Origin of the sequence: Paenibacillus polymyxa (assembly GCF_001719045.1) — a bacterium.
Taxonomy (GTDB): domain Bacteria; phylum Bacillota; class Bacilli; order Paenibacillales; family Paenibacillaceae; genus Paenibacillus; species Paenibacillus polymyxa_B.
The window spans coordinates 5,488,770-5,509,335 of the sequence record NZ_CP015423.1; the positions used below are offsets into that span (position 1 = coordinate 5,488,770).

The 20,566-nt window shown below is 45.1% G+C and carries 17 protein-coding genes, 3 rRNA genes and 3 pseudogenes; 18 read left to right on the forward strand and 5 right to left on the reverse strand.

The window, feature by feature from the left end; all coding sequences use genetic code 11:
- Positions 1–24 precede the first annotated feature (24 nt).
- From AOU00_RS24605 to AOU00_RS24655, 11 genes are all read left to right on the forward strand, one after another.
- The gene (locus AOU00_RS24605; protein ID WP_069291895.1) at positions 25–1,128 is read left to right on the forward strand and encodes a DNA alkylation repair protein; all 1,104 of its coding nucleotides are present in this window, start codon (positions 25–27) and stop codon (positions 1,126–1,128) included.
- A 189-nt stretch (positions 1,129–1,317) separates the two neighbouring features.
- The gene (locus AOU00_RS24610; RefSeq protein WP_069291896.1) at positions 1,318–2,907 is read left to right on the forward strand and encodes an acetate--CoA ligase; all 1,590 of its coding nucleotides are present in this window, start codon (positions 1,318–1,320) and stop codon (positions 2,905–2,907) included.
- Between the two features lie 47 nt (positions 2,908–2,954).
- Positions 2,955–4,187, forward strand: coding sequence for an aminopeptidase (locus AOU00_RS24615; RefSeq protein WP_069292113.1), 1,233 nt, complete (start codon positions 2,955–2,957; stop codon positions 4,185–4,187).
- A gap of 230 nt (positions 4,188–4,417) precedes the next feature.
- On the forward strand, positions 4,418–5,008 hold the full coding sequence (locus AOU00_RS24620) for a TetR/AcrR family transcriptional regulator (protein WP_069291897.1): 591 nt from the start codon (positions 4,418–4,420) through the stop codon (positions 5,006–5,008).
- An 18-nt stretch (positions 5,009–5,026) separates the two neighbouring features.
- The gene (locus tag AOU00_RS24625) at positions 5,027–5,653 is read left to right on the forward strand and encodes an HXXEE domain-containing protein (RefSeq protein WP_069291898.1); all 627 of its coding nucleotides are present in this window, start codon (positions 5,027–5,029) and stop codon (positions 5,651–5,653) included.
- Between the two features lie 120 nt (positions 5,654–5,773).
- Positions 5,774–6,469: a DUF4309 domain-containing protein gene (locus AOU00_RS24630; RefSeq protein WP_069291899.1), complete on the forward strand. Its 696-nt coding sequence runs from the start codon at positions 5,774–5,776 to the stop codon at positions 6,467–6,469.
- A 151-nt stretch (positions 6,470–6,620) separates the two neighbouring features.
- Positions 6,621–7,148: a TetR/AcrR family transcriptional regulator gene (locus AOU00_RS24635; RefSeq protein WP_069291900.1), complete on the forward strand. Its 528-nt coding sequence runs from the start codon at positions 6,621–6,623 to the stop codon at positions 7,146–7,148.
- A gap of 203 nt (positions 7,149–7,351) precedes the next feature.
- Positions 7,352–7,942 (forward strand): sulfurtransferase TusA family protein, encoded by a 591-nt coding sequence (locus tag AOU00_RS24640; protein ID WP_069291901.1) that lies wholly within the window; start codon positions 7,352–7,354, stop codon positions 7,940–7,942.
- Positions 7,939–8,454, forward strand: coding sequence for a DsrE/DsrF/DrsH-like family protein (locus tag AOU00_RS24645; protein ID WP_069291902.1), 516 nt, complete (start codon positions 7,939–7,941; stop codon positions 8,452–8,454). The genes AOU00_RS24640 and AOU00_RS24645 overlap by 4 nt, the downstream gene beginning before the upstream one ends.
- 76 nt (positions 8,455–8,530) lie before the next feature.
- Entirely contained in the window at positions 8,531–8,797 is a 267-nt protein-coding gene (locus tag AOU00_RS24650) for a metal-sensitive transcriptional regulator (RefSeq protein WP_013310304.1), read from the forward strand.
- A gap of 289 nt (positions 8,798–9,086) precedes the next feature.
- Positions 9,087–9,767 (forward strand): YetF domain-containing protein, encoded by a 681-nt coding sequence (locus AOU00_RS24655; protein WP_069291903.1) that lies wholly within the window; start codon positions 9,087–9,089, stop codon positions 9,765–9,767.
- Positions 9,768–10,007: 240 nt separating this feature from the next.
- Here the strand turns inward: AOU00_RS24655 and AOU00_RS27280 are convergent, their stop codons facing one another.
- The 5 genes and pseudogenes from AOU00_RS27280 to AOU00_RS27295 all read right to left on the reverse strand — a co-directional run bounded on the left by AOU00_RS27280 (position 10,008) and on the right by AOU00_RS27295 (position 11,508).
- Complete coding sequence (locus tag AOU00_RS27280) at positions 10,008–10,199, reverse strand: GerAB/ArcD/ProY family transporter (RefSeq protein ID WP_231109500.1); 192 nt, start codon at positions 10,197–10,199, stop codon at positions 10,008–10,010.
- Positions 10,123–10,728, reverse strand: coding sequence for a GerAB/ArcD/ProY family transporter (locus AOU00_RS27285; protein ID WP_231109501.1), 606 nt, complete (start codon positions 10,726–10,728; stop codon positions 10,123–10,125). Before AOU00_RS27285 ends, AOU00_RS27280 begins: the two co-directional genes overlap by 77 nt.
- 37 nt (positions 10,729–10,765) lie before the next feature.
- Positions 10,766–11,035 carry a Ger(x)C family spore germination C-terminal domain-containing protein gene (locus AOU00_RS24665; RefSeq protein WP_061831676.1) on the reverse strand — a complete coding sequence of 90 codons (270 nt, stop codon included), beginning with the start codon at positions 11,033–11,035 and terminating at the stop codon, positions 10,766–10,768.
- A pseudogene (locus AOU00_RS27290) lies at positions 10,995–11,388 on the reverse strand (spore germination protein); the annotation flags it as partial. The pseudogene AOU00_RS27290 and the gene AOU00_RS24665, both read right to left, overlap by 41 nt.
- Positions 11,389–11,403: 15 nt before the next feature.
- Positions 11,404–11,508 carry a spore germination protein gene (locus AOU00_RS27295; protein WP_231109504.1) on the reverse strand — a complete coding sequence of 35 codons (105 nt, stop codon included), beginning with the start codon at positions 11,506–11,508 and terminating at the stop codon, positions 11,404–11,406.
- Positions 11,509–11,565: 57 nt separating this feature from the next.
- On the opposite strand from AOU00_RS27295, the gene AOU00_RS27300 reads away from it, so the two are divergent.
- The 7 genes and pseudogenes from AOU00_RS27300 to AOU00_RS27630 all read left to right on the forward strand — a co-directional run.
- Positions 11,566–11,973, forward strand: a complete 408-nt coding sequence (locus AOU00_RS27300) for a hypothetical protein (RefSeq protein WP_237166233.1) — start codon at positions 11,566–11,568, stop codon at positions 11,971–11,973.
- Between the two features lie 71 nt (positions 11,974–12,044).
- A complete protein-coding gene (locus AOU00_RS24680; protein WP_061831679.1) occupies positions 12,045–13,205 on the forward strand; it encodes a trans-sulfuration enzyme family protein in 1,161 nt (386 codons plus the stop codon).
- A 462-nt stretch (positions 13,206–13,667) separates the two neighbouring features.
- A 16S ribosomal RNA gene (locus tag AOU00_RS24685) occupies positions 13,668–15,223 on the forward strand.
- Between the two features lie 403 nt (positions 15,224–15,626).
- Positions 15,627–18,553: ribosomal RNA gene (locus AOU00_RS24690) — 23S ribosomal RNA — on the forward strand.
- A gap of 151 nt (positions 18,554–18,704) precedes the next feature.
- Positions 18,705–18,821, forward strand: a 5S ribosomal RNA gene (gene rrf / locus AOU00_RS24695).
- The 16S, 23S and 5S rRNA genes sit together here, the layout of an rRNA operon.
- Positions 18,822–19,305: 484 nt before the next feature.
- Positions 19,306–19,560 (forward strand): annotated as a pseudogene (locus AOU00_RS26055) (zinc ribbon domain-containing protein); the annotation flags it as partial.
- A gap of 550 nt (positions 19,561–20,110) precedes the next feature.
- Positions 20,111–20,387 (forward strand): annotated as a pseudogene (locus AOU00_RS27630) (GNAT family N-acetyltransferase); the annotation flags it as partial.
- Between the last annotated feature and the right edge of the window lie 179 nt (positions 20,388–20,566).

The window sequence follows — 20,566 nt, forward strand, 5'->3', positions numbered from 1 at the left end:
ACCTCATTCAAAAGGAGATATATAATGGCCGAGCCCTTAAAAAATATGTACACGGAGAATTTTCTTCAACTATTCGGTGAAAAAGTACAGTCTGCGTACATGCCGTTCGATACCAACGGATTCATCCATCAAGTAATGGATGAAAAATGGGATGAGCTGGAGCTAAAAGAACGAATACGGCGTATTTCGTTTACATTAGGGGCATTTTTGCCCAGCAATTATGAAGAAGCTCTGGATATTCTTTTTGCTATAGACGAGCATTGCAGTGGTTTTCCGTACTTGTTTTTCCCCGATTTTGTGGAGGTGTATGGGCAGGGAGAAGAGCATTGGGACCTGTCCATGAAGGCACTGGAGCGCTTCACATCTAAATCCTCTGCGGAGTTTGCCGTGAGACCCTTCCTCCTGCGTGAACCGGAACGGATGATGCAGCAGATGACGACCTGGGCGGGACACCATAGTGAACACGTTCGCCGTCTTGCCAGCGAAGGCTGCCGTCCACGGCTACCCTGGGGACAGGCATTGCCTGTGTTTAAGCGCGATCCTGCTCCAGTATTGACCATATTGGAATTACTGAAGACGGATCCTTCGCTATATGTACGTAAAAGTGTAGCCAACAACCTGAACGATATTGCCAAGGATCATCCTGATGTGGTCATTGCTACGGCTCAACGGTGGAAAGGGACACATCCTGACACCGATTGGATTGTGCGTCATGGCTGTCGGACCTTGATTCGCAAATCCATCCCCGAAGTGATGGCAATGTTTGGCTATGCGGATGAAACAGACGGGGCGCCGTTAGTCACTGAAGCCTCTTTCAGCACAGACCCTGCCTTGCTAAGGCTCGGTGATAACTGTGAGTTGAGCTACGCGCTTCAGCTTCGAGAAGGTGGCCCAGTACGAGTCCGTATCGAGTACGGCATCGATTTTGTGAAGGCGAGAGGACAAGTCTCACGTAAACTGTTTTTGCTATCTGATAAAACGGTCCCCGGAGGAACCTGTCTTACAGGTACACGGACACACCGTTTTGCAGACCTGACAACTCGTCGCCATTATGCGGGAGCGCACCGGATTGCGCTGCTCGTAAACGGGCAGGAAGCAGCTTTTACAATGGTAGAACTCCAGTTGTAGATCACGATAGTGGTGAAGAAAAAGAGCCTGAAATAGAGCCTGAAATCAGGCTCTTTATTTTTATCGTTCGCTTTACCAAATTTATTTTTTTCCAAAAAAATGATCCTGGTATTAGAACCTGGTACTAAGACGTGTTATACTACAGTAAGAAAGTGGATCTCATCTTATGTATAAAGGGGAAGGTATAATTTGACAGATCAACAACAATGGCTTGCGCCTGAATATTACAATATGACTTCGGAAATGGAACACCATGATGCTAGTAAAACTGCACTCAAGTGGCTGAGTGAGACAGGAGAATACGAAGAAATCACCTACGGAGAGCTGTTGAAAAAGGCTAACCGGCTGGCTGGAGGACTCGCAAATCTGGGATTTAACAAAGGTGACAGGGTTCTGGTCGTAGTACCACGGCGTATTATTGCGTATGTAATTTATCTGGCCTGCTTGAAGCTGGGGCTTGCTGTCATTCCATCTTCAGAAATGCTACGTGCCAAGGATATTGCATATCGTCTTCGCCATTCGGAAGCGCGTGCAGTCATTGCCTGGACGGGAGTAACAAGCGAAGTGGACAAAATAAATGATGATTTGCCTGCTCTGGACTATCGTATCGTGGTCTCCGGGGACGACACGGCAGATGTATCTGGCTGGCTCGTGCTGAATGAACTGATGGATGGACAGGGAGATACTTTTGAAGCTGTAAAGACACACCGTGACGACATGGCCATTCTGGCCTATACTTCGGGCACCACGGGAAATCCTAAAGGTGTTGTACATAGCCATGGCTGGGGATATGCTCATCTGCGGATAACATCACCATGGTTGGATATTCGAGCTTCAGACGTAGTATGGGCTACAGCTGCACCAGGATGGCAAAAGTGGATTTGGAGTCCGTTTTTATCTGTACTGGGGAATGGAGCGACCGGATTCGTATATAATGGTCCGTTTCGTCCGGGTCGCTATTTGCAGTTCATGCAGCAGTACGGAATCCAAGTGTTGTGCTGTACGCCGACAGAATACCGGATTATGGCGAAAACGGATGGTTTGGATCAATATGATCTATCCCAATTGCGCAGCGCAGTTTCTGCGGGAGAGCCTCTCAATCAGGAGGTCATTAATAAGTTTCAGGAGCAGTTCAACATTACGATTCGTGACGGCTACGGTCAAACAGAGAGCACATTAATTATTGGTAATTTAAAGGATGCACCTCTGCGCACAGGCTCGATGGGTAAATCTATTGCACCGGGACTCGTTGAGGTCGTAGACGAGGATGGCATTCCGTTGGCTCCGGGACAAGTGGGCGATATTGCGGTACGCGCTGATCTGCCGGCATTATTCCATACGTATTACCATGATCCAGAACGCAAATTAGTTAGTGTCCACGGAGATTATTTTGTTACGGGAGACCGGGCTCGCAAAGACGAGGATGGATATTTCTGGTTCGAAGGACGTGGGGATGATATCATTATCAGTTCTGGCTATACCATTGGTCCTTTTGAAGTAGAGGAAGCGCTTATGAAGCATGACTCCGTGCAGGAATGTGCTGCCGTAGCCAGCCCTGACGAAATTCGTGGACATGTTGTAAAGGCTTTTGTCGTACTCAAAGCTGGGGTAGAAGGATCACCGGCGTTAGTGAAGGAACTGCAACATCATGTGAAAACATGGACGGCGCCTTATAAATATCCACGAAAAATAGAGTTTATTCAAGAGCTTCCTAAAACTAGTTCGGGCAAAATACGAAGAGTGGAGCTGCGTGAAATGGAGAAGCAATCCGTACTGTAGTGATGAAATCATTCAATATAATCAAAACGGAACAGGAGCGTGGAAAAATGAGTACATTTGAATCATTGTTGGAGCAATACGCAGAACTGGTCGTAAGAGTAGGGGTTAACATTCAGCCCGGACAGGTGTTTTTGGTAACTGCACCACTGGAAACTGTTGAGTTTACACGCCTGATTGTCAGCAAAGCCTATGAAGCAGGCGCTAAATATGTACAGGTAGAGTTCGAGGATGATTCCATTACACGTAGTCGTTTTGAACATGGTGACGAAGCCAGCTTTGATTACTACCCTGCTTGGAAGGCAGAAATGATGGAGAAATTTGCCGAAGAGGGTGGAGCCACACTAACGATTAAAGTACCGAACCCGGATTTATATCAAGGCATTGATCCACAAAAGGTATCTCGTGCGACTAAGGCGGCAGCTACGGCGAGAGAAGGTTTTTCTAAATATACCCGAAATCATAAAATTAGCTGGTGTTTGATTAAAGCGCCGACGAAGGCTTGGGCCGATAAAGTATTTGCAGATGTAGCAGAAGAGGATCGTATACGTGTCATGTGGGATACAATCTTCCAAATGAATCGTGTAGATGGCTCTGATCCTATTCAGAATTGGCAGAAACATTTGAAAAACCTTGAACAGGTACAAGACAAGCTGAATCATAAAAAGTATAAAAGCCTCCATTATCGTGCACCAGGAACAGATTTGAGAATTGAACTGGCTGACGGGCATATTTGGCGCAGCGGTGGTGGTGAGAACGAGCACGGAGATTATTTTGTCGCGAATATGCCGACAGAAGAAGTGTTCACGATGCCTAAGCGTAAAGGTGTCAATGGTCATGTCACAAGTACAATGCCACTCAATTTAAATGGACAACTGGTGGATCGCATAACGTTTACCTTTAAGGACGGTAAAGTCACTGAATATACAGCAGAATCCGGCGAGCAGCATCTGACTCATTTGCTCGCTACGGATGAAGGGGCCAGCTATTTGGGAGAAGTTGCACTGGTGCCGCACGATTCACCGATTTCCAATCTCAATCGCATTTTTTACAATACAGGTATCGACGAAAATGCCTCCTGCCACTTGGCTCTAGGCAGTGCGTATCCATTTAATATGGAAAATGGGACACAAATGAACCGGGAGGAGCTGCTCCAGAACGGTGCCAATGTCAGCCTGACTCATGTGGACTTCATGATCGGCTCAGCTGAGCTGGATATTGACGGCGAATTGCAAGACGGAAGCAAAGAAGCCGTGTTCCGCAAAGGAAATTGGGCTATTTAGGCCTTTTTTCAATCTCCATTCAATCGACCCGCAAACGATCTCATTCGTTATGCGGGTTTTTCTATTCCCTAAATCTCAAATTGCTCCTTGTTTTGTGAAATATAAAGTGCTAAACTGAGTTCAAACAGTAATTTAAACAACGTTTTAATTATTGTTTGAAAAGTCATTTACATAAAATCGTCCCATTTCATTCATCCGTTATGATTGGACGAAATAGGAGGAGGAAAAACATGAATCACCCAGACAAAAAACAACAAACCAAAGAAAAAATCTTAGACGCTACGCTGGAATTTATTCAAAAGGAAGGTTTTGAGGCGGTTACAATCCGGAAAATTGCCGAGCTGTCTGCTACTAATATTTCTTTAGTTAATTATTATTTTGGCTCTAAGGAAAATCTGCTCAGTGAAGCTATTGAAGTGATATTAAATGGCTTTCAACATACCTTTTCTATTTTGGACAATACAACGATGCCCCCCCAAGATAGACTGAAACAATTTTTACTTAACTATCTGCAGGTCATTCGTCAATATCCAGAGCTTCTTTCGCGAATTATTGCCATGGGCAGCACGTCCTTTACATCTCAACAGGAATACGGAAGGTTTTTAAACATAATGGGATTTCCAAAGGTTCAGAGCACGATCAAGGAGCTGACAGGTGAGCAACAGCCGGAGCGCTTGTTAGCAATGATGCTGCAAATATTTGGAGCTATTTTTCTGCCTGCACTGATGAGTCCAATTCTTGAATCAGGGGCAGTTGTGGAAATACCTTCAATAGAGGAACAATTAAATCTGCTGTTCGAAAGATATTTTGATCAAAAATAAATCATAGGAGTGACTAATATGAATTTTTTGAGAAAATATTGGCAAGATGCAGGGGCTATAATCGGTGTGGTTGTATGTATTGTTTTACTTATGAATCCAGCTATCCTTTCGGATATAACAGGCATGTTATGGTTGAGTTTTGTGGCTATATTGTTTCATCAATTTGAGGAGTACCGCTGGCCTGGATATTTTGCTGGTTTATTTAACAATGTTATGTTTAAAAGTGACACACCGGATCATTACCCTTTAAACACTCAATCAGCGATGATTATCAATGTGGCAATTGCCTATGTGTTTTATCTGCTTCCCGTATGGTTTCCGCAAGTAATCTGGCTTGGACTCGCACCAGTTTTTATGGGATTCTTTCAGGTCGTTTGGCACGGCATCGTTGTCAATATTAAAGCAAAAACCTTATATAATCCTGGCTTGTTTACGGCACTTCTCCTGCATGTTCCAGTCGGAATCTGGTATATTCATGAAATAGTACAGCGAGACATCCCAACGGCAATAGACTGGATTGCGAGTACGATCTACTTTGTTTTTGCTGTATACATCTTCATCATTAAAGGGAATATATGGTTGAAGAAGAGTGACTCTCCTTACTCCTTTTCTAAACAACAGCTGGGAGCTTATGGTCGTAAATAGGGTATGTTAGAAAATCATCAATGTCCTTGTTTACAAGTTGGAAACAAGTAGAGGTATTCCGGAAATGAGGTTCGGTTACACTTGGTTTGTACCCAAGAACAAGGAAAGAGTGATCTTATAATGAAGCATACACATCAATCTTATGATCGTAAAAAGTTGGCTTACAAGCTAATCACCACTAGTGCTTTATTGGCTATAGGTTTTGCTGTGACGACAGGATGCAGCAATAGCGGGGAGGAAAAATCAACTGCTCCTACTAGAGCAGAAACAGTCACACCCCCTGCTAGTTCTACAGATCAAAACACGGATCTCAATACTAATGGGCAAGGCTCAACCTCTACCCATCAAGAACCTGCCAGTAGTACAGCTTCATCTCACGGTAAACACAGCTCCGCAGCTGCTATACTCAGTGCAGCCAAGCAGGGGACCTTACCGAATTTGCCTAAAGGTCTTGGCTTGGGAACTAGTAGCGATTTGTTATTCGAGCTGTGGGGGAAATCCGAGTCAGGTTCTACAGGTCCTATGAGAAGCTATGCTAAGTATCATACAGACATCATGCTGGATGGAAGTGATAATGTTACAGAAATTACATCTTCCGATCCAGACTATAAGAAGTTGCTTATCAAACAAGTTGTTGACGAATTGGGCAAACCTACGGAAACCGTTGACACCTCTAGAGACATACCTGACACAGCAGAAGCTAATTATACGATCAATAACACATCAGGACTTAGTTATTATTTAGTATTTTCCTATCAAACCAAAACGCAAAAGATCAATTATATCCGATTATATTTTAACTCTAAAACACCATAATTGGATGTATATAACAGAGTCGTTTCCGTCAGAATTGCGGAGGCGACTTTGTTCAAACTCATTGCATTTTTAGGGTATGTCGTTTATACTGATTTGTAATTGATTAATCACTAATCAGAAAAACTGTGCTAAATAAAAGGATGAAAAAACCATGGCTAAAGCTACGTCAACATCTATAAATCGCCAAAAGGAAATCATATCTGCTGCTATTGAAGTGTTTGCAGAGATGGGCTACTACCGAGCTACAACAGCCAAAGTTGCGGAACGGGCCAATATTTCTCAGCCCTATGTCTTTCGTTTTTTCGCTACCAAGGAAGCGTTGCTTGTTGAAGCCTTGAAGGTTTCATTTGCACGTATCATAGAATCTTTTCACAGCGTCATTCATTCGGCCTCATCTGAACAGCTCGAGCAAGAGCTAATTGCAGCCTATTCGCAAATGATGATGGAATACCGCAATGAAACACTTTTGCAAATGCAGGCGCAGACGATCCGCGAGGATGAGGTAGTAAGCGTGATGCAGCAAGGATTCCGTGAAATTCATACGACGGTTTATGATGCTTTCCGACGGGCTGGTATTGAACAAGCAATGGAAAGAACGATGCTTTTTCTTGCCAGAGGTATGCTGTGCAATATTTCGATGTCGCTGGATCTGCCAGAACTGATGAAAAAAGACGATTAATTTGGGTTTATGCATTAGAGTCGCGTTTTTGCGCGGCTTTTTTGCTTTTAATTTTATTTTGTTCAAGACAATGCTTCTGAGAAAAAACGGCCAAATAAGTTGACAAGAGAAGCGAGTCTCGTTATTCTAATACCCATAGGGGTATATGTATAAATAAATTTAACTAAGCTAAGCCCCCTCAAAAAACAGACGGAGGTACTACAATGTCATCAACTAACAATATCCAAGCAGATCATATTCTTGATTGCAAAGGGCTAGCTTGTCCGATGCCTATAGTAAGAACAAAAAAGGCTATGAATGAGCTCGTTCCCGGAAAGATTATGGAGGTTCAGGCGACTGACAAAGGTTCATTAGCCGATTTTCAGAGCTGGGCCAAAAACACCGGACATCAATATTTGGGCACTCTCCAAGAAGGAGATGTAATGCGACATTATTTACGCAAAGCAAATCCGGCTGAAGTGAAGAAGGAGCAAATATTTTCTTCTACGATAAGCCATGAAGAGCTACAAGCAAAATGTTCTGGAAAAGAGAACTTCATTTTGCTCGATGTTCGTGAACCCGCTGAATTTGCGCTTAAACATATCCCTGGATCTAAGCACATCCCTCTTGGCGAACTGGAGAACAGACTCTCTGAACTGAACTTGGAAGAAGAGATAGCGGTGATTTGTCAAGCTGGAGCACGCAGTGAAAGGGCTTGTCAGTTATTAGTTTCCAAAGGCGCTAATAAAGTCAAATCTGTACTTTCAGGCATATCCGAATGGGCTGGAGAGACTAAGGGAAGCGAATCCATATGAATACGACAGCAGGAATTTATACAAATAATCAAGAATATGCTCAGCCCAAAACAACGATTGTATTATTCAGCGGGGAGCTAGATAAGGCGATTGCTGCATTCATTATTGCGAATGGAGCGGCAGCATATGATCATGAAGTAACTATTTTCTTTACTTTTTGGGGACTAAATACGTTACGCAAGGATGAAGTCGTGAGCACCAATAAGGGAATGCTCGAAAAAGCCTTTGGCTGGATCATGCCTCGTGGACCCAAAAAGCTTGCACTATCCAAAATGAATTTTGCTGGACTTGGTCCACAGATGATCAAGCATGTCATGAAAAAGCACAATGCGCTTTCCTTGCCGCAGCTTATAGAGTTGGCACGAGAGCAGGGGATCAAGCTCGTCGCCTGTACCATGACCATGGATTTGTTAGGGCTGCAGCAAGAAGAGCTAATCGACGGTTTGGAATATGCTGGTGTAGCCGCCTACTTGGGGGATGCTTCGCAGGGCAAGGTGAATCTATTTATTTAGGGTATCCTATTTATTTTTTTGGTTTATAATATACCTATACGTGTATATGGTAAGTCAAAAAAGGAGTGCATTACTTATGGATTACAATTACAGTGATGAACTGAAAACGCGCCTGAGGAGGATTGAGGGACAGGTGCGTGGGGTACTTCGTTTAATGGATGAAGGAAAATCGTGCAAAGACGTCGTTAGCCAGTTATCTGCCGTACGTAACGCATCAGATAAAGCGATTGCCCAAATTGTAGCAGAGAATCTGCAACGATGTATATTGGAAGAGCAAGAGGCTGGAGGAGACACGGATAAGCTGGTTAAAGAAGCGATTCAGCTTCTTGTGAAGAGTAGATAATCCTGACTCCAGAGTCCAAGCTAGCGGGCAATGATGTCACTATGCACAAAATTACGGGAGCTGGAATATTGCCTTTAACCAGCCACATATATTGGACGTGGTTAAGAGTTTTTTGATAAACATCTGAAAGATTAAGATTATATAATAGCCGTAATTAGTAAGTTCGCTGCCTCTAGTTGGTAGCGGGCTTTTTTAATCGGACAATTTTAGGAATACCCCTCTGTTTATGCTGAGGTAGACAGGTGTAAATAACACATAAGGAAAACAACTTCTTCCGGGAGGCATACTTATGGAGGTATTTGTTACGATTGGTGTCAAATTGACCATCAGCTTTTTTGGCTTGTGGATCATTACTTTTATTACAGGTCGGAAAACACTCAGTCAGTTAACACCACTCGATTTCCTAACATCATTGGTGTTAAGCGAAATTGTGGGAAATACGTTATATGACGATAAGGTAACCATTGGGCAGCTATTGTTTGCTTTGGCACTATGGTGCGTGCTGGCCTACTTTTTTGAAAAGGCAACGACCCGTTTTGTGAAATTTGGCTATATGGCAGAAGGTCGAACAGTGCTGCTCGTGGATAAGGGCCAGGTCAATCAAGAGATGCTTGAAAAATATGATATAGAATTCACACAGTTGCTCTCCATGCTGCGCCAGCAAAATATTTTTTCTCTACGTGAGGTCTGGTATGCCACGTTAGAGACGAACGGTTCATTGTCAGTCATGCGCAAACCCGAATACGAGCCACCCGCCGCTCAGGATATGGGAATAGATGCACAGCCTGATCTTTTTTCTGTTACAGTCATTGATAAAGGAAAATTCCTGAACGAATCTATGCGTGGGAAGTCAATCGATATTGAAGAGATTAAAGCAAAACTGCGAGAGCAGGGATATGATAGTATCGATGAGATTGCCTATGCAGAGTTTAGCGAGGATGGAACACTTCACATCGTGCCGATGAAATAGAAAAAGCACAATAAAAGAGGCTGAATTACGAATCGGGCTGTTTTTTTAGCTTCTTTCTTTTTCTAATAACTATTACTATAAGAAGCAATAATGGGAGGATAAACTGAAAAATAGGAAACCAAAAAGTAACCACAGTCTTCCGACCCGTCATAATGTGATGAGTGTAGTTAGGGGATAGAAATGAAAGCCCATAAATGAGAGCTCCGAGAGGCAAAACCCATTTTTTAAATCCAATTTTAGTTATTTTTCAAGCCCTATCACGGCACCATTAAAAAATGCGACCATTTTGATAATTAAGCCAAGAAAGAGGAGCAAGGTGAAAAGTGCATCCATGCGTTCGAACACTTCTGCCAATTCAATCAATTGTACAGTTTCCAAAAGAGGCAGCGTGCTGCTTGCGGCGATCTTGGAACCCAGAACAAAAATAACCATCGTATTCTAAAATAGGAAGTATAAACTCAAAGTGAAAAAGGCCGGTGGCCGGGATAAATACAGTAATTACAGTAAATGCAATCGCAAAAACAGGTAAAAGAATTAAGCTAAATGAAAACAATACTTTGTATCCGTAACGAACCGTATTTGATATAACCATGACTGTAATCAAGGTAATGACCCATATTGGTGTTTGGTTCAGCAAAGTCATCACTGTCACCTCGCCTAAATCGCGTAAATTCCGGGAAGTTTCATATGCAAAATATCCAACAAACAACAGGTTGAAGAGTGTACCCCAATATTTCCCCATGTATCGCCGAAACAACATGTACAAATCTAAATTAGGGTCCTGATGGTGAATGGCTAGATGAAGCAGAAGGACAAATAGTCCTGCTAAAGCTCCTATTAGCATAGCTAACCAAGCATCTTGCTTAGCTTCATCACCTATTAAATACAGGGTTGTACTTCCCAACTCAAACAATGAAATACAGGCGATCAACTCTGATACCCGGAGTGTATTTTTACTCATGGCCTACATTCACCCCTCCCATATTTATTTCATGCATTTAATTATCATTTTCAGATTCCAACAGTTCTTTAAAAGATTTTTGAAATAACCCTGGGCGTTTAATGTTTACTTTTACATCTAGCTCCATGTCCATGCTTGCCAACTCTTTAGGCCACGTATCCTTTATTTTTTTCCAATCTTGAGGATATTTTTGGTGGATTTTATTCCCGATTCCAACAAGATCGATATTCCGTTTCTGAGCTGCTTCCCATCCTTCCCGAATTTTAGGGCATAAAATAATTAATGCCGAACGACCTGAGTGATACAAGGTGAACCAAAAGGGGGATGATCCCCATCAGAATACCGAATAGACCCAGTGCTCCTGCTAGCAGCACTGAGAGCAAAACGCAACAACCGGACTGCTGAGGCCATACTAAAATACGGAATTACAAAGTTAGATATAGCTGTGAAGGCAACAACGATAACCACTGCACCTGAAACCAGTCCGGCTTGTACTGCTGCTTGCCCAATAACCAGAGCCCCTACGATTGAAACGGCTGGTCCGATGACCCGGGGCATCCGTACACCGGCTTCACGAATCACTTCAAACATTAATTCCATCATGAATGCTTCCAATAATGCAGGAAAAGGGGTTCCTTCCCGTTGAGCAACCAACGAGATTTCCTCTGTAAATCCTTATTTAGGCCCCCTAATGACGGTTTGGGAACTGGGCTCCTCAACAGCTCTTCTGGCCCCGCCTGTTATGGAAATGGCCAAAGCACATACATTACCGTCAATCACAATGACAGCACTTCCGGACAAGATAGCTTGATATATCTGATTTTGCGAATTGATGATTTGAAGCAAGTTTTGGTCAATCAGTCCTTCAATATAACAAACGGCAAATTGGCCGGCATGGGTAGGACTTCCGGGAAAATCACGAATAATAAAGTCAGAGCTTTCCCAAGTTTTAATTTGAGCAAAGATAGAGTATGTGCTAATGATGGATTTATGGGTTCTGAAGAGGCTTGCTGTTTGGATTTTTCGATATCCTGTGTGTACCTTTTTCCAGGTTTCAGAACATTTCTAATCCAACGTGTTGACACATGTGAACCCCCTCTTTTTTTGATAAAGCATATCTTTGCCCTGCAACCTAAAATATACGTTATTTTTATGAATTGGATACTTATTGAAAAACATTTGGCTCATAATTTTCCGAATTTCGCAAATCAACCACCACAGGGTCTAGAGGAGTTTACATTATAGAATATTTGAGTTCCGGATTGAGGAGACTACCTCATACGGGTTTGAAATTTTTTAGAAAGTGGTGATCAGGTTTGAGTTTCTCGGATGATCAGCTTATCTGTCTCAAATTTGAGGGCGAACTAGGGTATTTTGCTAAGGCTGCTGCTCCTCCTATTTATGAGACTGCTCCATTTTTCTTTGATACTTACGAAGATTATGCTGAAGCAGCTAATAATGAAAAGGAGCATTATGTCTATTCGAGGGGAACCAATCCTACCGTTCAGATTGCAGAGCAAATGATTGCTGCGCTGGAAGGTGGGGCGGACTGCAAGTGCTTTGCTTCCGGAATGGCTGCTATCAGTGCCTCGCTAATGTGTAGCTTGTCCGCAGGGGACCATCTGATTCTGGTCGGACACATATATGAAACCTCCGTCAGCCTAGCCCAATATTTAAAGAGGTTCCATATAGACTATACAATCGTACATTCGACTTCAACAGAAGCAGTCGCTGGTGCCATCAAACCGCAGACCCGAGCTATTCTTATGGAGTCTCCTACCTCATTCACATTCGATATGGTAAATATTCAGGAGGTAACTTCGCTTTCCAAAGCGAAGGGTATACGCACAATCGTAGATAATTCATGGGCTACACCCCTTTTCCAAAAACCATTGGAATGGGGAGTAGATATCGTTGTTCACTCCGCATCCAAGTACTTGGGTGGTCATAATGATTTAATTGCAGGGGCAGTGATCGCTTCTAAAGAGATAATAAACCGTATGTATGCTGAAGAGTATGAGTTGATTGGCGGCTCGTTGGGCCCTTTTGAAGCCTGGCTACTCATTCGGGGGCTAAGAACACTCCCGCTCCGAATGGAAGCCCATCAGAGAAACGCTTTGTTGGTTGCTCGTTTTCTATCAGATCATCCGGCCATTTCCAAAGTGAATCATCCCGGACTCCCTTCTCATCCACAACATGAGCTCGCATGTAGACAGCTCAAAGGCTATGCCGGATTATTCAGTTTTGAACTAAAGGATTCGACTTATGAGGATATATGTAGAGTGATCAATAAACTGCGACTGATCCGGATCGGTGTATCTTGGGGGTCCATGGAGAGTCAGGTGATCTCACCAAACTACGGCTTCAATAAACAGAGTCTAAAAAAACAACACATGCCTGAATCGCTTATCCGCTTGGCTGTAGGGCATGAGCCTGCTGAACTTTTGATACAGGATTTAGCTACAGCTTTAAGCTAAGCGAACACTTCAGGATTTTTATCATAAAAGCTAAAGTAGCAGCTCATACAATACATAAAGAGCTTCTGCTTTTCTGATTTATGGCGTTTATACCTGATCAACTTTGCACTTCAAGTAGGAGATAAGAGAGTTTCGGTTATTACAGGTAAATCATCGTGTGTTGGAGTATTTTAATAAAAACTACACCGTGTAGAAATGCAAATTAGTAAACTGGTAAATATTACAACTTGCCTGGTAGGTATACACGTGATAAATTATATATCCAGCCAGTTAAACGGCTGTTGATTTGATCTTTGAAAACTGAACAACGAGTGAGTACGGATTTTGCTTGCAAAATCCAACGCTGAAATTTTGGTACATGCCGTCAGGCTGTATGAAATGGAAGCGAAAATGAGATATTATTATCTCGTCAGTTTCAACATGAGCTTATCGCTCTTTCGATAAACCAACTTCGGTTGGTCTTTAATGGAGAGTTTGATCCTGGCTCAGGACGAACGCTGGCGGCGTGCCTAATACATGCAAGTCGAGCGGGGTTATGTAGAAGCTTGCTTCTACATAACCTAGCGGCGGACGGGTGAGTAACACGTAGGCAACCTGCCCACAAGACAGGGATAACTACCGGAAACGGTAGCTAATACCCGATATATCCTTTTCCTGCATGGGAGAAGGAGGAAAGACGGAGTTATCTGTCACTTGTGGATGGGCCTGCGGCGCATTAGCTAGTTGGTGGGGTAAAGGCCTACCAAGGCGACGATGCGTAGCCGACCTGAGAGGGTGATCGGCCACACTGGGACTGAGACACGGCCCAGACTCCTACGGGAGGCAGCAGTAGGGAATCTTCCGCAATGGGCGAAAGCCTGACGGAGCAACGCCGCGTGAGTGATGAAGGTTTTCGGATCGTAAAGCTCTGTTGCCAGGGAAGAACGTCTTGTAGAGTAACTGCTACAAGAGTGACGGTACCTGAGAAGAAAGCCCCGGCTAACTACGTGCCAGCAGCCGCGGTAATACGTAGGGGGCAAGCGTTGTCCGGAATTATTGGGCGTAAAGCGCGCGCAGGCGGCTCTTTAAGTCTGGTGTTTAATCCCGAGGCTCAACTTCGGGTCGCACTGGAAACTGGGGAGCTTGAGTGCAGAAGAGGAGAGTGGAATTCCACGTGTAGCGGTGAAATGCGTAGAGATGTGGAGGAACACCAGTGGCGAAGGCGACTCTCTGGGCTGTAACTGACGCTGAGGCGCGAAAGCGTGGGGAGCAAACAGGATTAGATACCCTGGTAGTCCACGCCGTAAACGATGAATGCTAGGTGTTAGGGGTTTCGATACCCTTGGTGCCGAAGTTAACACATTAAGCATTCCGCCTGGGGAGTACGGTCGCAAGACTGAAACTCAAAGGAATTGACGGGGACCCGCACAAGCAGTGGAGTATGTGGTTTAATTCGAAGCAACGCGAAGAACCTTACCAGGTCTTGACATCCCTCTGACCGGTCTAGAGATAGACCTTTCCTTCGGGACAGAGGAGACAGGTGGTGCATGGTTGTCGTCAGCTCGTGTCGTGAGATGTTGGGTTAAGTCCCGCAACGAGCGCAACCCTTATGCTTAGTTGCCAGCAGGTCAAGCTGGGCACTCTAAGCAGACTGCCGGTGACAAACCGGAGGAAGGTGGGGATGACGTCAAATCATCATGCCCCTTATGACCTGGGCTACACACGTACTACAATGGCCGGTACAACGGGAAGCGAAATCGCGAGGTGGAGCCAATCCTAGAAAAGCCGGTCTCAGTTCGGATTGTAGGCTGCAACTCGCCTACATGAAGTCGGAATTGCTAGTAATCGCGGATCAGCATGCCGCGGTGAATACGTTCCCGGGTCTTGTACACACCGCCCGTCACACCACGAGAGTTTACAACACCCGAAGTCGGTGGGGTAACCCGCAAGGGAGCCAGCCGCCGAAGGTGGGGTAGATGATTGGGGTGAAGTCGTAACAAGGTAGCCGTATCGGAAGGTGCGGCTGGATCACCTCCTTTCTATGGAGAATCGTTTCCTGCAATGGAAACATTCAATTCAGCAGGTACAACGTACCTGCGACCGGATATTCAATTCGGTTCATCACGTTCGTGTGAATGAAATGAATATCCTTAACTTACTCACTCGTTGTTCAGTTTTGAGAGTTCAAACTCTCACATCGGATTTCCAAAATATACTTGTATTCAAGTATTGAGGAATTTGATATGATGTTTTTCCGGGGTTAAAGCCGGAGAGAATATTGCACCTTGAAAACTGGATACCGAAACGAAATTGCGTTTTAGAATATTCCTTTAAGCTGATCTTGTGTAAACAAGTGAAATAAAGGTAGCTGCCTTGAATTTCATTCACACATTCGTGTTGAACCAAAATTCAGAGCAAATCGTATTTACGATGTAAATACTAGGTTAAGCTACAAAGAGCACACGGAGGATGCCTAGGCGCCAGGAGCCGACGAAGGACGTGGCGAACAACGATAAGGCCTCGGGGAGCTGTAAGCAAGCTTTGATCCGGGGATGTCCGAATGGGGAAACCCGGCTGTCTTCATCGACAGTCACTTTCTGCTGAATACATAGGCAGAATAGAGGCAGACCAGGGGAACTGAAACATCTAAGTACCCTGAGGAAGAGAAAACAATTGTGATTCCGTCAGTAGCGGCGAGCGAACGCGGATTAGCCCAAACCAAGGAGCTTGCTCCTTGGGGTTGTGGGACGTCTCACATGGAGTTACAAAGGAACCGGTTAGATGAAGAGGTCTGGAAAGGCCCGCCAGAGAAGGTAAAAGCCCTGTAGTTCAAAACTTGTTCCCTCCGAGACGGATCCCGAGTAGTGCGGGGCACGTGAAACCCCGTATGAATCCGGCAGGACCATCTGCCAAGGCTAAATACTCCCTGGCGACCGATAGTGAAGCAGTACCGTGAGGGAAAGGTGAAAAGCACCCCGGAAGGGGAGTGAAATAGATCCTGAAACCGTGTGCTTACAAGAAGTCAGAGCCCGATCTATGGGTGATGGCGTGCCTTTTGTAGAATGAACCGGCGAGTTACGTTCCCGTGCAAGGTTAAGGTGAAGAGCTGAAGCCGCAGCGAAAGCGAGTCTGAATAGGGCGAATGAGTACGTGGACGTAGACCCGAAACCGGGTGATCTACCCCTGTCCAGGGTGAAGGTGCGGTAACACGCACTGGAGGCCCGAACCCACGCATGTTGAAAAATGCGGGGATGAGGTGGGGTAGCGGAGAAATTCCAATCGAACCCGGAGATAGCTGGTTCTCCCCGAAATAGCTTTAGGGCTAGCCTCGGAAAGAAGAATCGTGGAGGTAGAGCACTGATTGGGTGCGGGGCCCGCAAGGGTTACCAAGCTCAGTCAAACTCCGAATGCCATAGATTTAGTTCCGGGAGTCAGACAGTGAGTGCTAAGATCCATTGTCGAAAGGGAAACAGCCCAGACCATCAGCTAAGGTCCCCAAGTGTGTGTTAAGTGGGAAAGGATGTGGAGTTGCACAGACAACCAGGATGTTGGCTTAGAAGCAGCCACCATTGAAAGAGTGCGTAATAGCTCACTGGTCGAGTGACTCTGCGCCGAAAATGTAACGGGGCTAAACACACCACCGAAGCTATGGCTTGATGCTTGCATCAGGGGTAGGGGAGCGTTGAATGCGGGTTGAAGGTGTACCGTAAGGAGCGCTGGACTGCATTCAAGTGAGAATGCCGGTATGAGTAACGAAAAGATCTGTGAGAATCAGATCCGCCGAAAGCCTAAGGGTTCCTGAGGAAGGTTCGTCCGCTCAGGGTAAGTCGGGACCTAAGGCGAGGCCGATAGGCGTAGTCGAAGGACAACAGGTCGAAATTCCTGTACCACCGTAATCCGTTATGAGCAATGGGGTGACGCAGTAGGGTAGTGACGCGGACTGATGGATGTCCGTCTAAGCAGTGAGGCTGATGTGTAGGCAAATCCGCACATCGTTAAGGCTGGGCTGTGATGGGGAGCGAAAATTATAGTAGCGAAGGTCATGATCTCAGACTGCCAAGAAAAGCCTCTAGCCAGGAGAAGGTGCCCGTACCGCAAACCGACACAGGTAGGCGAGAAGAGAATTCTAAGGCGCGCGGAAGAACTCTCGTTAAGGAACTCGGCAAAATGACCCCGTAACTTCGGGAGAAGGGGTGCCTCGGTAGGGTGAATAGCCCGAGGGGGCCGCAGTGAAAAGGCCCAAGCGACTGTTTAGCAAAAACACAGGTCTGTGCGAAGCCGCAAGGCGAAGTATACGGGCTGACGCCTGCCCGGTGCTGGAAGGTTAAGGGGAGTGGTGAGCCCTTCGGGGCGAAGCTATGAACCGAAGCCCCAGTAAACGGCGGCCGTAACTATAACGGTCCTAAGGTAGCGAAATTCCTTGTCAGGTAAATTCTGACCCGCACGAATGGCGTAACGACTTGGGCGCTGTCTCAACGAGAGATCCGGTGAAATTTTAATACCTGTGAAGATGCAGGTTACCCGCGACAAGACGGAAAGACCCCATGGAGCTTTACTGCAGCTTGATATTGAATTTGGGTACGATCTGTACAGGATAGGTGGGAGCCGTAGAACTTTGAGCGCCAGCTTGAAGGGAGGCATCCTTGGGATACCACCCTGATCGTATCTAGGTTCTAACTTGGTACCGTGATCCGGTGCGAGGACAGTGTCAGGTGGGCAGTTTGACTGGGGCGGTCGCCTCCTAAAGAGTAACGGAGGCGCCCCAAGGTTCCCTCAGAATGGTTGGAAATCATTCGAAGAGTGCAAAGGCAGAAGGGAGCTTGACTGCGAGACCTACAAGTCGAGCAGGGACGAAAGTCGGGCTTAGTGATCCGGTGGTACCGCATGGAAGGGCCATCGCTCAACGGATAAAAGCTACCCTGGGGATAACAGGCTTATCTCCCCCAAGAGTCCACATCGACGGGGAGGTTTGGCACCTCGATGTCGGCTCATCGCATCCTGGGGCTGAAGTAGGTCCCAAGGGTTGGGCTGTTCGCCCATTAAAGCGGTACGCGAGCTGGGTTCAGAACGTCGTGAGACAGTTCGGTCCCTATCTGTCGTGGGCGTAGGAAATTTGAGAGGAGCTGTCCTTAGTACGAGAGGACCGGGATGGACGTACCGCTGGTGTACCAGTTGTTCCGCCAGGAGCACCGCTGGGTAGCTATGTACGGAAGGGATAAGCGCTGAAAGCATCTAAGCGTGAAGCCCCCCTCAAGATGAGATTTCCCAATTAGTAAGACCCCTTGAAGACGACGAGGTAGATAGGTTGGGGGTGGAAGTGCAGTAATGCATGGAGCTGACCAATACTAATCGGTCGAGGGCTTATCCTAAGAATAAAACGCAAATAAGTTTCGGATCCAGTTTTCAGGGTGTAACCTTGAAGGTATGTAGAAATACATACAACAAGCGCATGGCTATTCATTCACACGATAAGTGATGAACTGAATAACCGTACGGTAGAATTTACGATGTAAATTCATGTTTGGTGGCGATAGCGGAGGGGTTCCACACGTACCCATCCCGAACACGACCGTTAAGCCCTCCAGCGCCGATGGTACTTGGACCGCAGGGTCCTGGGAGAGTAGGACGTCGCCAAGCACGATAAAAGAGAGCACAGCCTTAATGGGCTGTGCTCTCTTTTATCTTCTCGGAATTAGATATTTAAACAGTTTAAAAATAGGATATGGAAACTAAGAAGGAATAACATAGAAGTAACCTAGTCCTGACGAAGAGTAGGCTTGATGGATGACGTAGTTCTTACATTGAAATAACAAAAACGGAATATGTATTAAAAATGCTTCGGCCATACCCTGCTGGATTAATGAACTCGTATCCCGTTTCTAAAGCTGTAGGGAATGTTCGCCATACAGACGCAAGTTTAATTGAAGAAATTCCTCTTAACTCAAAGTTAACTGTTAGCCTAAAGAGTGCTATTATATGTATGAGCATGGATATGTACTACGTCCATATGAAATAGAAGTAATCATAACAGAATGCTGGATTATTATGCTTGTTCCTGAAGATTGTCTCTGAAAGGTTTTAAGATATTTATTTTATGGGTGCTAACAAGGACAAAGTGAGAAATCAGCTTGCTAAAGCCACGATAAGTGAAGTATCTTGGAGCTTGTTCCGTTCGATGCTTGAGTACAGGGCGAACTGGTAAGGACGTGATCTGATTATTGCACCCAAAGCTAGTAGACAATTATGCTCATGTTGCGGTTACAAAAATGCAGACGTGAAGAATCTTGGCTTGCGTGAATGGACTTGTCCCAGCTGTAATGTACATCATGATCGGGACGTGAACGCTGCCAATAATCTACTGAAACTCGCATTGTAATTGCATCTATTGGGTTAGAGACTAACCTGTAAATTTGGAGTGGCGTGTAGTTCACTAAGTCATTAGATGAACAAATATAATTTTAAAGATAAACTTGAACAAATGAAATGCCGCATATAGTGTAAAGTAACCCGCTGTATTAAGGATTCAGTTCGGTTTCTAAGGATAAAAATTACTTTGCATGTTGCTATTTATGAGCAAATTTATTTGCTCCGACTACGCGGATGAGACACTCGCGCGTACCCGCTTGGGGGCACTTACGGGTGGTGAATAATTCCATTCGTATCTCGCAGGGAGATGATCTCTGCCGTTGCCACTATTATGTTAATAACGTGAATCGGCCTTGATTATTCAAGGCCGATTCTTTAGTTTAGGGGAAATGTTATGTACTTATCTGTTCATGAACTCATAGATTTAGAAGAGCTTCCTTCAGAAGAGCAATTGACGCTGCAGACCATTGCACAATTTTATGAGGAACACCTTTGTAACTTAATTTTTCATTATAAAATTCGTCATAAAAAGCGTGCCATCAGGTTGCATTTTAGAACTTTTGATCTTCCTCATGTGGTTCGCTGTAGACCCGGCTGCACAGGGCAAGGGTACGGGAGAAAACGAATTGGATAGAACACACGATTATTCGTGATCAGTTGGGTGCCCCTACGGTGACACTAGCGACAGCGGAGAAGCATCCATATCTGCTATCCATGTACGAGCGTTGGGAATATGAACGTATCTATGCTTTTGATCACGGAACAGGGGATGGGACGATGCATTTACTGCGTAAAGTGGTGAATCCTGAATTATTTGATACCTACATTCGTGAACGGCTAACCATAAATAGACCCGATCACCAAGAACGGACGAAGCAGATTCGTTCGCCGAAAGGGGTTGTGGATAAAGCCACGAACTTTCACGAAAAGGACATCCGCAGCTTCGTGTGGAACGACTGCAACGCATTACAATTTGGTTTGTCAAGCACCAGATATAGCACAAATTCCGTTTCTTA